The 13,708-nt window shown below is 63.7% G+C and carries 8 protein-coding genes; 6 read left to right on the forward strand and 2 right to left on the reverse strand.

The genetic code is table 11. The features are described 5' to 3' along the window. Positions 1 to 51: 51 nt before the first annotated feature. Positions 52 to 2,370 (reverse strand): glucose/quinate/shikimate family membrane-bound PQQ-dependent dehydrogenase, encoded by a 2,319-nt coding sequence (locus OOJ09_RS17895; RefSeq protein ID WP_269906445.1) that lies wholly within the window; start codon positions 2,368 to 2,370, stop codon positions 52 to 54. 258 nt (positions 2,371 to 2,628) lie between these two features. Between OOJ09_RS17895 and OOJ09_RS17900 the strand changes: the two genes are divergently transcribed. The 4 genes from OOJ09_RS17900 to OOJ09_RS17915 all read left to right on the forward strand — a co-directional run bounded on the left by OOJ09_RS17900 (position 2,629) and on the right by OOJ09_RS17915 (position 9,562). Then, a complete protein-coding gene (locus OOJ09_RS17900; protein ID WP_269906446.1) occupies positions 2,629 to 4,269 on the forward strand; it encodes a helix-turn-helix transcriptional regulator in 1,641 nt (546 codons plus the stop codon). 123 nt (positions 4,270 to 4,392) lie between these two features. Further along, the gene (locus OOJ09_RS17905; RefSeq protein WP_269906447.1) at positions 4,393 to 5,679 is read left to right on the forward strand and encodes a flavin-containing monooxygenase; all 1,287 of its coding nucleotides are present in this window, start codon (positions 4,393 to 4,395) and stop codon (positions 5,677 to 5,679) included. A 143-nt stretch (positions 5,680 to 5,822) separates the two neighbouring features. Continuing rightward, a complete protein-coding gene (locus OOJ09_RS17910) occupies positions 5,823 to 8,498 on the forward strand; it encodes an ATP-dependent helicase (RefSeq protein WP_269906448.1) in 2,676 nt (891 codons plus the stop codon). A gap of 8 nt (positions 8,499 to 8,506) precedes the next feature. Beyond that, complete coding sequence (locus tag OOJ09_RS17915) at positions 8,507 to 9,562, forward strand: endo-1,4-beta-xylanase (RefSeq protein WP_269906449.1); 1,056 nt, start codon at positions 8,507 to 8,509, stop codon at positions 9,560 to 9,562. A gap of 21 nt (positions 9,563 to 9,583) precedes the next feature. On the opposite strand, the gene OOJ09_RS17920 is transcribed toward OOJ09_RS17915, so the two are convergent. After that, entirely contained in the window at positions 9,584 to 10,933 is a 1,350-nt protein-coding gene (locus OOJ09_RS17920) for a nucleotide sugar dehydrogenase (protein ID WP_269906450.1), read from the reverse strand. A gap of 446 nt (positions 10,934 to 11,379) precedes the next feature. Between OOJ09_RS17920 and OOJ09_RS17925 the strand changes: the two genes are divergently transcribed. Next, complete coding sequence (locus OOJ09_RS17925) at positions 11,380 to 12,438, forward strand: NAD-dependent epimerase/dehydratase family protein (RefSeq protein WP_269906451.1); 1,059 nt, start codon at positions 11,380 to 11,382, stop codon at positions 12,436 to 12,438. Next, positions 12,435 to 13,706: a glycosyltransferase gene (locus OOJ09_RS17930; RefSeq protein ID WP_269906452.1), complete on the forward strand. Its 1,272-nt coding sequence runs from the start codon at positions 12,435 to 12,437 to the stop codon at positions 13,704 to 13,706. Before OOJ09_RS17925 ends, OOJ09_RS17930 begins: the two co-directional genes overlap by 4 nt. Positions 13,707 to 13,708 lie beyond the last annotated feature (2 nt).

The following is a 13,708-nucleotide window of genomic DNA, read 5'->3' on the forward strand; positions in this document are numbered from 1 at the left end:
CGCCGCCCCTCATCCGGCTGCCGGATCACTCATCCAGCCAGAAGCTTTCTCCTACTTCGGCAGCGCGTAAGCCATCACATAGTCTCCCGGCTTGGTGCCGACCGAGCCGTGGCCACCGGCGACGATGACCACGAACTGGCGTCCGTCGACCACCGTATAGGTCATCGGCGTCGACTGTCCGCCGGCCGGCAGCCGCGCCTGCCACAGCTGCTTGCCCGATGTCAGGTCATAAGCGCGCAGATAGTCGTCGACCGCTGCGCCCAGGAAGGCGACGCCGCCGGCGGTGATCATCGGCCCGCCAATGCCCGGCACGCCGACCTTCAGCGGCAGCGGCAGCGGCGTCATGTCGTAGACGGTGCCGTTGCGATGCTTGTAGGCGATCGCGCCAGTCCTCAGATCCACGCCGGCGACATAGCCCCAGGGCGGCGCCTGGCAGGGAACGCCGAGCGGCGACAGGAACGGTCCCATCACCACCGCATAGGGAGCGCCCTCATTGCGGTTGAGCCCCTGCTCGCTGCCCTTGGTGTTGTCACCGGGCGGCGGTACGTCAGCGCGGGGAACAAGCCTGGACGTGAATGCGAGATAGGTCGGCATGCCGAACAACACCTGCCGCACCGGATCGACCGCCACGCCGCCCCAGTTGAAGACGCCGAAATTGCCGGGATAGATCAACGATCCCTGCAGTGACGGCGGGGTATAACGCCCTTCATAGCGCAGCTTGTGGAAGGCGATCCGGCAGGCCAGCTGGTCGAACATGGTGATGCCCCACATGTCGGCATCGGTCAGCGGCCTGGGGTTGAAGCTGAGGTCGGAGGAAGGCTGCGTCGGTGAAGCCTTGTCCCCCTCGATGGCGCCGCCCGGCGCCGGCACTTCCTTGACCGCCATCACCGGCTCACCGGTGCGCCGGTCGAGCACATAGAGATCGCCCTGCTTGGTCGGTCCGACCAATGCCGGCACCACGGTGCCATCAGCCCTGGTGATGTCGATCAGGCTCGGCTGCGCCGGCACGTCCATGTCCCAGAGGTCGTGGTGCACCGTCTGCCGCACCCATTTCAACTGCCCGGTGTTGAGGTCGAGCGCGGTGATCGAGGAGGAGAACTTCTCGACATTGGCGCTGCGTCCGGCGCCGAGCTGGTCCGGCGTCTGGTTGCCGAGCGGCACATAGAGCAGGCCAAGCTTCTCGTCGGCACTCGGCGTCGACCACATGTTGGGCGAGTTGGCGGTGTAGGTCTGCCCGGCCGGCAGCGGCGTCGTCTGGTCCGGATTGCCGGAATCCCAGTTCCACACCAGCTTGCCGGTGGCGGCGTCATAGGCGCGGATGACGCCGGATGGCTCCTGCGTCGAATAATTGTCGTTGACCGCGCCGCCGACGATGATCTTGCCACCCACGATCAGCGGCGCCGAGGTCGAGTAATAATAGCCCGACTTCGGATAGGGCATGTTGGTCAAGAGGTTCAGCGTGCCGCCTTCGGCGAAGGCGGGACAGACCTGCCCGTTGGCGGCGTCGAGCGCGATCAGCCGCGCGTCCGAGGTCGGCAGGTAGACGCGGGTCGCGCAAGGCTGGCCGGCGGCGATGGCTGGATCGGCATAGTAGGAAACGCCGCGGCAGGTCTGGTGCTGGCGGTCCTTGTCGAGCTTGATCTTGGGATTGTAGCGCCATTTCTCCTTGCCGGTCGCGGCGTCGATGGCGATGGCGAAATTGTGCGGCGTGCAGATATAGAGCGTGTCGCCGATCTTCAGCGGCGTCACCTGATAGGTGGTCTCGCCAATGTCGTCGGGTCCCTTCACATCGCCGGTGCGGTAGGTCCAGGCCGGCTGCAGGCTGGCGACATTGTCCGGCGTGATCTGGTCGAGCGGCGAGTAGCGCTGGCCGAACGGCGTGCGGCCGTAGAAGTGCCATTCGCCGGCTGGCACATCGCCGCCGAGATTGGCGGTCGGGATCACCTTGTCGGTGTCGAGTTCGCCGGCAATGTCCTTGGGGTCCGTCGTCATCGAATAGCCGGCCACCGCCAGTGACGCCAGCACGGCAAGGATGAGCGGCGCCCGGCCGTCGGGCCCGGCAAGGCCACGCCTCGCCCACGGCGTCAGCAGCCACAGCGCCACCAGCACGATGATGCCGCCGCGTGGACCCAATTCCCACCAATCGAAGCCGGTTTCCCACACCGCCCAGGCCAGCGTGCCGAGCACGATCGCCGCGTACAACCACAACGCGGTGGATCTGCGCCGATAGAGCAGCCAGGCGGTGATCAGGAAGGCAAGACCGACGATAACATAGTACCAGCTGCCGCCCAGCATCGCGAGGCGGATACCGCCGCCGCCAAGCACCAGACCGATGAGGAGAAGGATCACGGCGGTAAGGACGGTTGCCACAACGACACTCCTTCAAGCGCAGCAGGCGGGCGGCCGAAAACCGCCGTCACGAAATGGAAACTAGCCCGCTTTCGATTCTGTTTCATCTCGTTGCTGCAGTTTTCCGCCCGCCCGTGCGCGGTGTCAAATCAGGGGGCGCTTGGATAAGTGCGCGTCACTCCGCCCTGCCTCTGGTCCTGGCGCCGCTCATTCCGAACTGACGGGGCGCTGGCATTCGCCATTCTTCTGCCGGCCTTCAGGTAATGCTATGCTTTGCCTATGAAAGCCGATGCCGCCTCGTTGCTCGAACAGGCCCGCCATGCCTACGGACAGCGGGCATGGGCGGATGCATTCGAGCTTTTCCGGGCAACGGACGAGATCGCGCCGCTGGGCGCGGAAGACCTGGAGCGACTGCTCTGGACGGCCGGCATGCTGGACCGCGATGAGGACAGCTTCGCCACCGGCTCGCGCCTCTTCGACATGCACATCGAAGACGGCCGTGGCGATAGGGCGGCGTATTGGGCATTCTTCCGTGGCTTCCGGCTTTTTGCATTGGGCGAGGAAGGCCACGCAACCGCCTGGATACAGCAGGCGCAACGCCTGGCGGATGGTTTCGGCCGCGAATGTGCCGCGCATGGCTACCTGGTGTTGCTGGGGGCCCAGAAGGAGCTCATGACCGGCAATGATCCGGCATCGGAGGGGTTGGCAAGGCACGCGCTGGCGATCGGCGAACGTTGTTGCGATACCGACCTGATCGCCTTCGCCAGATGCTATCTCGGCCGCGCATTGGTGCGGCAAGGCAGGATCGAGGAAGGCATCGCCCTGCTCGACGAGGCCATGCTGCCAGCCGCCGACGGCAAGCTTTCGCCGATCATCACCGGCCTCATCTATTGCAACCTCATCGCCTCCTGCCGGCAGGTCTATGCGCTCGACCGCTCGCGCGAGTGGACCGAGGCGCTGTCGAACTGGTGCGGGTCGCAGCCACAGCTGGTCCAGTTCAACGGCATTTGTCTGCTGCACCGCGCTGAAATCATGGAATTGAACGGCGCCTGGCAGGAGTCAATTGCCGAAGCTCGGCGCGCGGCCCGGTCGCTGGCCCACGCGATCGGCAACGAGACGACGGCAGGCGCGGCCTATCAGGAGGCCGAAATCCATCGGCTGCGCGGTGAATTCGCCGCCGCCGAGGAGCTTTACCGCGCCGCCAGCCGGCTCGGGCTCGAACCGCAGCCCGGCATGGCCCTGCTGCGTCTCATGCAAGGCCGGGCAGGACAGGCGGCGGCAACCATTCGCCGCGTGCTTGGCATGACCAAGGCTCCGCTGAGCCGCGCCCGCCTGCTGCCGGCGCTGATCGAGATCATGATCGCTGCGGGTGCGGTCGGGGAGGCGCGCGACGCCTGCGAGGAATTGCAGGTGATCGCCGATCGTTTCGCGACCGACATTCTTGCTGCAATGGCATCCCAGGCGACAGGTGAAATCGAGCTGAGTGCAGCCAATCCGGCGGCGGCGCTCGGCCACTTCCGTGCCGCGCTGACCACCTGGCAGCACGCCGGCGCTCCCTATCTCGAGGCGCGGTTGCGGGTCCTGGCCGGGCAGGCCTGCCGGGAGCTTGGCGACGAGGACAGCGCCGAGCTTGAATTCGATGCCGCCCGGGCGGTTTTCACGGAACTTGGCGCCACGCCCGACCGCGACCGTGTCACCGCGCTGATCGCGCCGACAAACTCGCGTCCGCACGGCCTGACCCGGCGCGAGATCGAAGTCCTCGGCCTTGTCGCCACCGGCAAGACCAACAGGCTGATAGCGACCGAGTTGGGTCTCAGCGAAAAGACCGTAGACCGGCATGTCAGCAACATATTCGACAAGCTGGCGGTCAACTCTCGCGCTGCGGCGACAGCCTACGCTTTCCAGAACGGCCTGCTTTAGGGCGACGCGGGGCATGGGTAAAAGTCCCCATGCCATTTCTTTTTCTGATGGGGTGTCTCCCCGAAGCGCCGGTGCGCCGATTCGCTATTTTGCTCCGCGGTTGACGAAAACCAGGAGACGATCATGAATCCGACTTCGACACTTGGCCCGACTTCAATGCGCGCAATGAAGCCACGTGGCAGTCGCAACATCGGCATCGCCGAGACCAAGGCACGTGCCGGCTCACTGCTGGAGCAAGGGGCGGCGTTCACGCGACTTGAGGCTGACGCACTGCAGGCAGCGGGTGGCCAGGCGCCATCAGACGACAAAACGCGGCCAGCGCTCAGGGAAGAACATGTCGATGTCGTCGTCATAGGCGCCGGCCAGAACGGCCTGTCCGTCGGCTATCATCTCGCCCGCAGGGGCCTGAAGTTCGTCATCCTGGAGGCACGCGAACGCGTTGGCGACATATGGCGTTCACGCTGGGATTCGCTGCGCCTGTTCACGCCGGCACGCTTTGACGGGCTGATCGGCATGCCCTTCCCCAGTGACCGCTATTCGTTCCCGAGCAAGGATGACATGGCCGATTATCTTGAGGCCTATGCGATAAAATTCTCCCTGCCGGTGCGCACCGGCGTCAAGGTCGACGAGGTGACCCGTTCAGGCGACCGCTACATCGTCACATCCGGTCGGACCCGCTACGTCGCGAGCCATGTCGTGGCCGCGGCCTCGAGCTACCAGAAGCCGAAGATCCCCGATTTTGCCGCGCTGCTCGATCCGTCGATCCGGCAATTGCCTTCGAGCGCCTACAGGAATCCTTCTCAGCTCAATCCGGGCGGTGTGCTGCTGGTCGGAGCCGGCAATTCCGGCGCGGAAATCGCCATGGATCTCGCGCCTACGCACCAGGTCTGGCTGGCTGGCCGGCATCCGGGCAACATCCCGGTCGCCTACAATGGCTATTTCGCCATGCGTCTGGTCCTCCCGGTCGTCTTCCGTCTTGTTTTCCACCGACTGCTCACCGTCGATACGCCAATGGGCCGGAAGGCCAAGCCTGAGCAACTTTCCCATGGCTTGCCGCTGATCCGGGTCAAGCCTCGGGACCTGGACGCTGCCGGCGTCCGCCGGGTGTCCCGCGTCGCCGGCGTCCAGGATGGCAAACCGATGCTCGACGACAGCCAGGTTCTCGATGTCGCCAACATCATCTGGTGCACGGGTTTCCGGGCGGGGCTGGATTGGATCAGGCTGCCGATATTCGACGAAACCGGCCGGGTGAAACAGTATCGCGGCGCTGTGGACGGCGAACCCGGCCTCTATGTCTGCGGCCTGCATTTCCAGCACTCGACGTCCTCGACGATGATCCATGGTGCGGCACGCGATGCAGGCTATGTGGCCGACAGGATCGGCGAACGGCTGCGGGCGGCAGCCAGGTAAAGCCTGGCGGAGCGCTTTTGGTCGAACTGTCGAGCGCTGGGGCGATAATATTCGGACACCGATCGGCAATCTGGCTTCTAAAGCGGAACAAAACGTAGACACTTCTGGCCTTTCGCCGCCGAATCACTACATTCGGGGGGAAGATGTCCGGCTTTTCCGAAGACATGCCCTTTTTCGACGAACCCAATGCGCGGCCCACGGCACCGTCGGGCATTGCCGCGCGCGCCATGGCTGCCCGCAGCGGCCACATCAACGCGCCCGACTATCTTAAGGGTCTGAACCCCGAGCAGCGGCTGGCGGTGGAAACCACCGAAGGCCCGGTTCTGGTGCTGGCAGGCGCCGGCACCGGCAAGACCCGTGTCTTGACCACCCGCATCGCCCACATCCTCGCCACCGGCAAGGCCTTCCCCTCGCAGATCCTCGCCGTGACCTTCACCAACAAGGCCGCGCGCGAAATGAAGACCCGCATCGGTCATCTGGTCGGCGAAGCGGTCGAGGGCATGCCGTGGCTCGGCACCTTCCACTCGATCGGTGTCAAGCTGCTGCGCCGCCACGCCGAACTGGCGGGTTTGCGCTCCGATTTCACCATCCTCGACACCGACGACGTCGTGCGGCTGATCAAGCAGCTGATCCAGGCCGAGGGGCTCGACGACAAGCGCTGGCCGGCCAAGCAGTTCGCCCAGATGATCGACGGCTGGAAGAACAAGGGGCAAGGGCCGGCCGACATCGCCGAGGGCGACGCCCGCGCCTTCGCCAACGGCAAGGGCCGTGAACTCTACAAGGCCTATCAGGCGCGGCTGCAGACGCTGAACGCCTGCGACTTCGGCGATCTGCTCTGCCACCCGATCCGCATTTTCCGCGCCAATCCGGATGTGCTGAAAGAGTATCACAAGCGCTTCAAATACATCCTCGTCGACGAGTATCAGGACACCAACACCGCCCAGTACATGTGGCTGCGCCTGCTGGCCCAGCGGCCCGATGCCGGACGCGCCTCGACATCGACAGATCTGCGACCGGCCGAAGGCCGCAAGCCCGACCGGGCGTCGGCCGGCCAGGCTGCCCCCACGGAGGCCAGCGAGCGAAACTCGCGTACGGCCGTGATCGATAACAAGGTCAATATCTGCTGCGTCGGCGACGACGATCAATCGATCTATGGCTGGCGCGGCGCGGAGATCGACAACATCCTGCGCTTCGACAAGGATTTTCCCGGCGCCACCATCATCCGCCTGGAGCGCAATTACCGCTCGACCGCGCACATACTAGGCGCCGCCTCCCATCTCATCGCCCACAATGAGGGCCGCTTCGGCAAGACGCTGTTCACCGACCGCGACGAGCCGGAGGACGGCAAGGTGCATGTCCACGCCGCCTGGGATTCCGAGGAGGAAGCCCGCGCCGTCGGCGAGACCATCGAGGCCTACCAGCGCCAGAAGCACAATCTCAACGACATGGCCATCCTGGTGCGCGCGTCCTTCCAGATGCGCGAGTTCGAGGACCGCTTCGTCACGCTCGGCCTCAACTACCGCGTCATTGGCGGACCGCGCTTCTATGAGCGCCTCGAAATCCGCGACGCGCTGGCCTTCTTCCGCGTCGTCGCGCAAGGCGCCGACGACCTTGCCTTCGAGCGTATCGTCAACGTGCCCAAGCGCGGGCTGGGCGAAGCCACCATCCGCCAGATCCATGATACGGCCCGCGCGCTCCGCGTGCCGATGCTGGAAGCCGCCGCCAAGCTGGCCGAAAGCGATGAATTGAAGCCGAAGCCGCGCGCAGCATTGCGCGAGGTATCGGCCAATTTCGAACGCTGGCAGAAGGCGCTGGAGACCACGCCGCACACCGAGCTGGCCGAGACCATCCTCGAAGAGAGCGGCTATACCGACATGTGGAAGAACGACCGCTCGGTCGAAGCTCCAGGCCGGCTGGAGAACCTCAAGGAACTGATCCGCTCCATGGAGGAATACGAATCGCTGCGCTCCTTCCTCGAGCATGTCGCGCTGGTGATGGACGCCGAGCAGAACGCCGAGCTCGACGCCGTCAACATCATGACGCTGCATTCGGCCAAGGGCCTCGAATTCGAGACCGTCTTCCTGCCCGGCTGGGAAGAAGGCCTGTTCCCGCATCAGCGCGCGCTCGATGAAGGTGGCCGTTCCGGGCTGGAGGAAGAGCGCAGGCTTGCCTATGTCGGCCTGACCCGCGCCAAGAAGAACCTGCATCTGTGGTTCGTCTCCAACCGCCGCATCCACGGCCTCTGGCAGTCGACCATACCGTCGCGCTTCCTCGACGAACTGCCGGAAGCCCATGTCGAGGTCGCCGAAAGCGGCAACTCCTACGGCGGCTACGGCAATTCCTATGGCGGCGGCTCATTCGCCCCGGGCCGTGGCGGCCAGGGTGCAGGCAGGCAGAACCCTTACGGCGCCTCGCGCTTCGACAGCGTCGGCGGCAACAATGGCGGCGCGGAAAAGTCCGGCGCCTTCTCCAACACCTACGCGACGCCGGGCTGGCAGCGCGCGCAGGCCAACCGCACCGAGGCGACCGACCGCAACTGGGGCTCGCGCTCCGGCCATCAGGTCGAACGCATCGGCTATGGCGAGACCGATTCCGGCTACGGCGCCGGCCGAACCTCGGTCAAGGGCCGCACCATCGACGGCGAACTGGTCGCCAAATCCGTCGCTGACAAGCCATCGGCCTTCAGCGTCGGCGACCGCGTCTTCCACCAGAAATTCGGCAACGGCAACATTTCCGCCATCGAAGGCAACAAGCTGACCATCGACTTCGACAAGGCCGGCCAGAAGCGCGTGCTGGACGGGTTCGTGGCGGCGGTGTGAAACGGGCGGTGCTCCATGATGCCTCCCCGCCCCCGGATATCGAAGCCCAGCGAACAACGGCTCTGGATTGTTCCGGCCTGTCGCTTGGCGAATTGGGAAAGTCCCGCGGACTGGAGATCGGCTGCGCGTTTTCCGGACATGCCGATCCGCGGTATCGCCGGCTGCTTGCGCATCACTGCCGGCTGACCGTGCCGGAATGGCAGTTGAAGCCGCGATTTCTGCGCCCTCGCCGTGCCGCGCCATACAATTTCGGTCCCGCGGATGCGATCGCCAGCTTCGCGGCGTCCAACGCCATGGCGTTCCACGGCCATACGCTGTTCTGGCACGAAGAGCCGATCCGCTGGGCGCAAGGTGAAAACTTCGAGCGGGTGAAGCGCAGCTATGGCGGCTTCATCGGCGATGTCATGCAACACTACCCGCAGGCGGTCTCGTGGGATGTCTTCAACGAGGTCGTCGGGGAGCAGGCACCGTTGCGCGACGAATTTTTCGTCCAGACCTTCGGGCTGCGGTTCATCGATTACTGCCTGCGCCTCGCCGGGGACTGTGCCCCGGCCGCGCGCCTCGCCCTCAACGATTACAATCTGGAATGCGCCACCGACTGGTCCCGGACCAAGCGGGACAACATGTTGCGGCTGATCGAGCAGATCAAGGCCATGGGCGGCCCGCTGCATGCGATCGGCATCCAGGGCCACCTGTCGTCAATCCACAAGGCGTCGGCCGAATCCACCGTGCGCTTCATCGACCGGTTGGCGGATCTCGGTCTCGACGTCTTCATTTCGGAACTCGACGTCAACGACTCCACCATGCCCGCCGATATTGCGGTTCGCGACATTGAAGTCGCGGCCTACTACGAAGAGTTCCTGACAGCGGTATTGAGCCGACCGGCCGTCAAGCGCCTGGTATTCTGGGGCATCTCGGATTTCGACAATTGGGTGGTTCGGCGCCAGACGCGGGAAAGGCGTCGATCCGGCAAGGCACGCCCAGCCCTCTTCGACGAACGGCTTCAGCCGAAGCCGGCTTTTGACGCGGTGGTGCGCGCATTGCTGAGCGCACCACCACGCTGAGAGGGCTTAACCGCCGCAGAACTAGGCCTTGACCACCCGATCGCAGACAATGCCGTTGCGCTGCATGGCGTTGCGCGTGTCGATGATCAGCCGCGAATGATTGGCCAACAAGCCGTAATCGATCCCGTCATGATCGGTGACGATGACCACGGCGTCATAGGCGCCGATGGAATCACGGCTGAGCCGGATGCAGTTCTTGCCGGCAAGTGTCGGGTGTTTGCGCGTCTTTGGGATGCGCGCAACGTGAGGGTCGTGATAGGCGATGTCGGCAGCGCGCGTTTCCAGCAATTCGATCAGCTTCAGCGCCGGGCTTTCGCGAACGTCCGAAACGTTCTTCTTGTAGGCGACGCCGACGATGAGGATGGACGCCTGGCTGAGCGGCAGGCCGAGATGCGTGTCGAGTGCTTCCGTCAGCTTCGACATCACGTAATGTGGCATGGAGACATTGATCTCGCCGGCGAGCTCGATGAATTTCGTCGACACTTCGAATTCACGCGACTTCCAGGTCAGATAGAACGGGTCGATCGGGATGCAGTGGCCACCAAGCCCGGGTCCGGGGTAGAAAGGCATGTAGCCGAACGGCTTGGTCTTTGCCGCCTCGATCACTTCCCAGATGTCGATGCCCATGGCGCCGTAGATCACCTTGAGCTCATTGACCAGGGCGATATTGACCGCCCGGAAAATGTTCTCGGTGAGCTTCACCACTTCGGCGACCTTGATGCTTGAAACAGGCACGACCTTGTCGACGATCGAGCCATAGAACTGCGCGACCAGCGCGGCCGCGACCGGGCCATCGCCGGCGACGACCTTGGGAATGGTCGTGGTTTCGTATCCGGCGCTGCCCGGATCTTCGCGTTCGGGAGAATAGCCGAGAAAGAAGTCACGCCCCGATCGATAGCCCCCCGCTTCGAGGATCGGCTTCATCACCTCATCCGTGGTTCCGGGATAGGTGGTGGATTCAAGAACGATCAGCTGGTCCTTTCTCAAATACGCGGCGATGGCGCGCGTGGTGTTCTCGACAAAGGACAGGTCGGGCTCGCGCTGCTTGGTCAGCGGCGTCGGCACGCATATCGAAACGACATCGCATTCAGCGAAAGCCGCAAAGTCGGATGTCGGCCTGAACGATCCGTCCGACATGACGGACTGCAGCGTCTCGTCCGTGACCGCGCCGATATAGGAGCGGCCGGTCTTCAGCTTTTCGACCTTGCTGTTGTCGACGTCGAAGCCGATCACCTTGAAGCCGGCGCGCGCCGTCGCCGCCGCCAACGGCAGGCCGACATAGCCGAGACCCACGACGCCGATCGTGGCTGTACGCATTTCCAGTTTTGAAAGGAGCACCGCTCCTCGCGATTGCCCGACCAGTACGGTCATGTCACGCCTCCTGCTCATACAGCGACGTGTTTCGACGCTGTATCCTGAATTTTGCGAGCCGTTATGCTGGGGAAGCTGGACAAGCTGCCTGGCGTCGCGGTTCGCGCCCACAGGGCAAAGCGCAACCTTTGTGCCAGTTTGAATTCCGGGACGGATCCCGCCTTGGGAACGGCGCAGGAGGTGGGGAAACGAGCTTTTCGGCTGCTACGGAAGCATCGGCTTGTCAAGCTTCACCGGTGTTCCATTTTCGGACACTCTTGTTGCAAGATAGCGCATGCAATGCCGGCTACTCAAAAAAACATAATGATTACAGAGGCGTAATTAACCAAAGCCGTTGACCATATCGTTAACGATTAGTTGCATTGCCTGTGGAAATGTTCATTCCATGTGAAAAGCGCACAACGACCAGGTGCGATTTCCCCTGCACTCAATGCTGGATTGCTCATATGAACAAAACCAAAGAGCTCAAGTGCCTGATCGCTGGCGGAGCCGGATTTGTGGGAACCAACCTTGCCCGCCGCCTTCTCGAACAGGGCGCCTCCGTCGACTGTGCCGACAACTTTTCGACAGGTCGAAAATCCAATGTCGCGGATCTCGCGCGGTATCCGAAATTCCGTTTCCTGAAGCTCGACATCGCCGATGCCGCTTCATGCAATCGCCTGTTGCGTCGCCGTTACAGCCACGTCTACAACCTGGCCTGTCCGACGGGCGTTCCCAACATTGCGCTGCTCGGCGAAGAAATGCTGATGGCCTCGTCCCTCGGTTCGCTGAACCTGCTAAAGGTGGCTCGCCGTTCGAAGGCCAAATATCTCTTTGCCAGCACGGCGGAGGCCTATGGCGACCCCGAGATTTTCCCGCAGCCGGAAAGCTATGTCGGAAAGGTCGATCCGGTCGGCCCGCGCAGTCCCTATGAGGAGGGAAAACGCTTCGGCGAAGCCCTGACCCGCTTCTGGGGGCGCAAGCACAATGTCGATGTTCGCATCGTGCGCATCTTCAACACCTACGGTCCCGCAATGTCGCCGGACGACCAGCGTGTCGTCCCGCAGATGCTGTCGCGGCTGATCGCCGGCAAGCCGGTACCGATCTATGGCGATGGCAGCCAGACCCGCACCTTCCTGCATGTCGACGATCTCGTGCGTGGCCTGCTGACCGTGATGGAAAAAGGCGAAGGCGCCGAGGTCTACAACATCGGCGGCGCCACGCAGATCACCATCCGCGAGTTGTTCGAGCTGGTGAAAACAGCAACCGGTCTTCTCGGCAAGGCCGTCTTCGAAAAACATTTCATCGCCGATCATCGTGGCCGCTGGCCTGACACGACCAAGATACAGGCGCTGGGCTGGCGCCAGCAGGTGGCACTCGCGGACGGCATCCGCCAAAGCCACCGGGATCTGCTGGCTTCCATCGAGGCCCGGCGGGTCACGAAAACCGCCCCCCAGGTGAAACGCCCTGCCCTGGTCGAACGTCGCCCCGCCGGTCCCGATCAGCAGTGGCAGACCTTGCCATGACCGACGTCGCCGCGGCCAACGTCCTGATGATGGTGCTGAGCGCGTCGCTCGGCATCAACATCGCGTTCTGGTGCGCTGTCGGCCTCGTCAGGTTCGTCGCCGAGATCGGCTCGGCAAGGCGTTTCGAAAATCCGACTACCATCGGCGTTGCCGACGTCGCCGTCGTCATCCCGGCCCACAACGAGGAAATCGCGCTGCCGAAATGCATTGCGGCCCTGACGGCGATCATTCCGGCAAGACAGATCTTCGTCGCCAGCGACGGGTCTCGCGACGCCACCGTCGCCATCGCGCGCGCCGCCGGCTGCAGGGCGCTCGACATCCAGCCGAATGGCGGCAAGGCCAAGGCGATCGACAAGGCGATCAACCACTATCGGCTGTGCGATCGTTACCAGGCCGTGCTGATCCAGGACGCGGATTCGGAAATCGACCGGCACTATTTCGAACATGCCTTGCCGTTGTTCGATGATCCGGACGTGGCGGCAGTGGCGGGCCACGTGTTGTCGCGCTGGCGCGAGCAGCGCTGGCCGAGCATGGATATGCTCTATGCGGCGTACAGGACGCGCCTCTACCGGATCCTGCAGACGGCGTTTCAGTACGGGCAGTCCTGGAAATGGACGAATGTCAGCTACATCGCGCCCGGCTTCGCCAGCATCTACCGCGCGAGCGCGCTGCGCCAGATCGATATCACGGCGCCCGGCCTCGTCATCGAGGATTTCAACATGACCTTCGAGGTCCAGCGCAAAGGGCTGGGTCGCGTCGCGTACTCGCCCAAGGCGCGGTGTTCGTCGGAAGATCCGTTCACCCTCAACGACTACCGCAAGCAGGTTCAGCGCTGGTATCTCGGTTTCTGGCAGACAGTGCGGCGCCACGGCATCTGGCCGAGCCGCTTCTGGCTGTCGCTTGGCGGTCTGCTTGCGGAACTGCTCGTCATCTCGCTGTTTGCGCTGGCACTGCCGGTGGCCGCTATCGTCTATCTGGTGACGGGCGTCGAAACGCCGGCCCTCTCGCTAAGCGAACTTGCCGTGCACCCCGTATCGCCGCTTGGCCTCCTGGCACTGTTTCTCGCCGTCGATTACGCGCTCACATTTGTCGTGGCGGTCATCGAATGCCGGCCGAGCATGCTCCTCTACGGCATCGCGTTCCCGGTCATTCGGCTTCTCGACGCGGCGCTCTTCCTGCGCGCGCTGTTCAAGTCATTCTCCGTGCAATCCGATGGCCGCTGGGTCAGTCCGGAACGATACACGGCGGTCGTTCCGGCAGGGAGGTAGAG

The sequence above is a fragment of the Mesorhizobium qingshengii genome, from assembly GCF_027563465.1.
GTDB classification, from domain to species: domain Bacteria; phylum Pseudomonadota; class Alphaproteobacteria; order Rhizobiales; family Rhizobiaceae; genus Mesorhizobium; species Mesorhizobium qingshengii_A.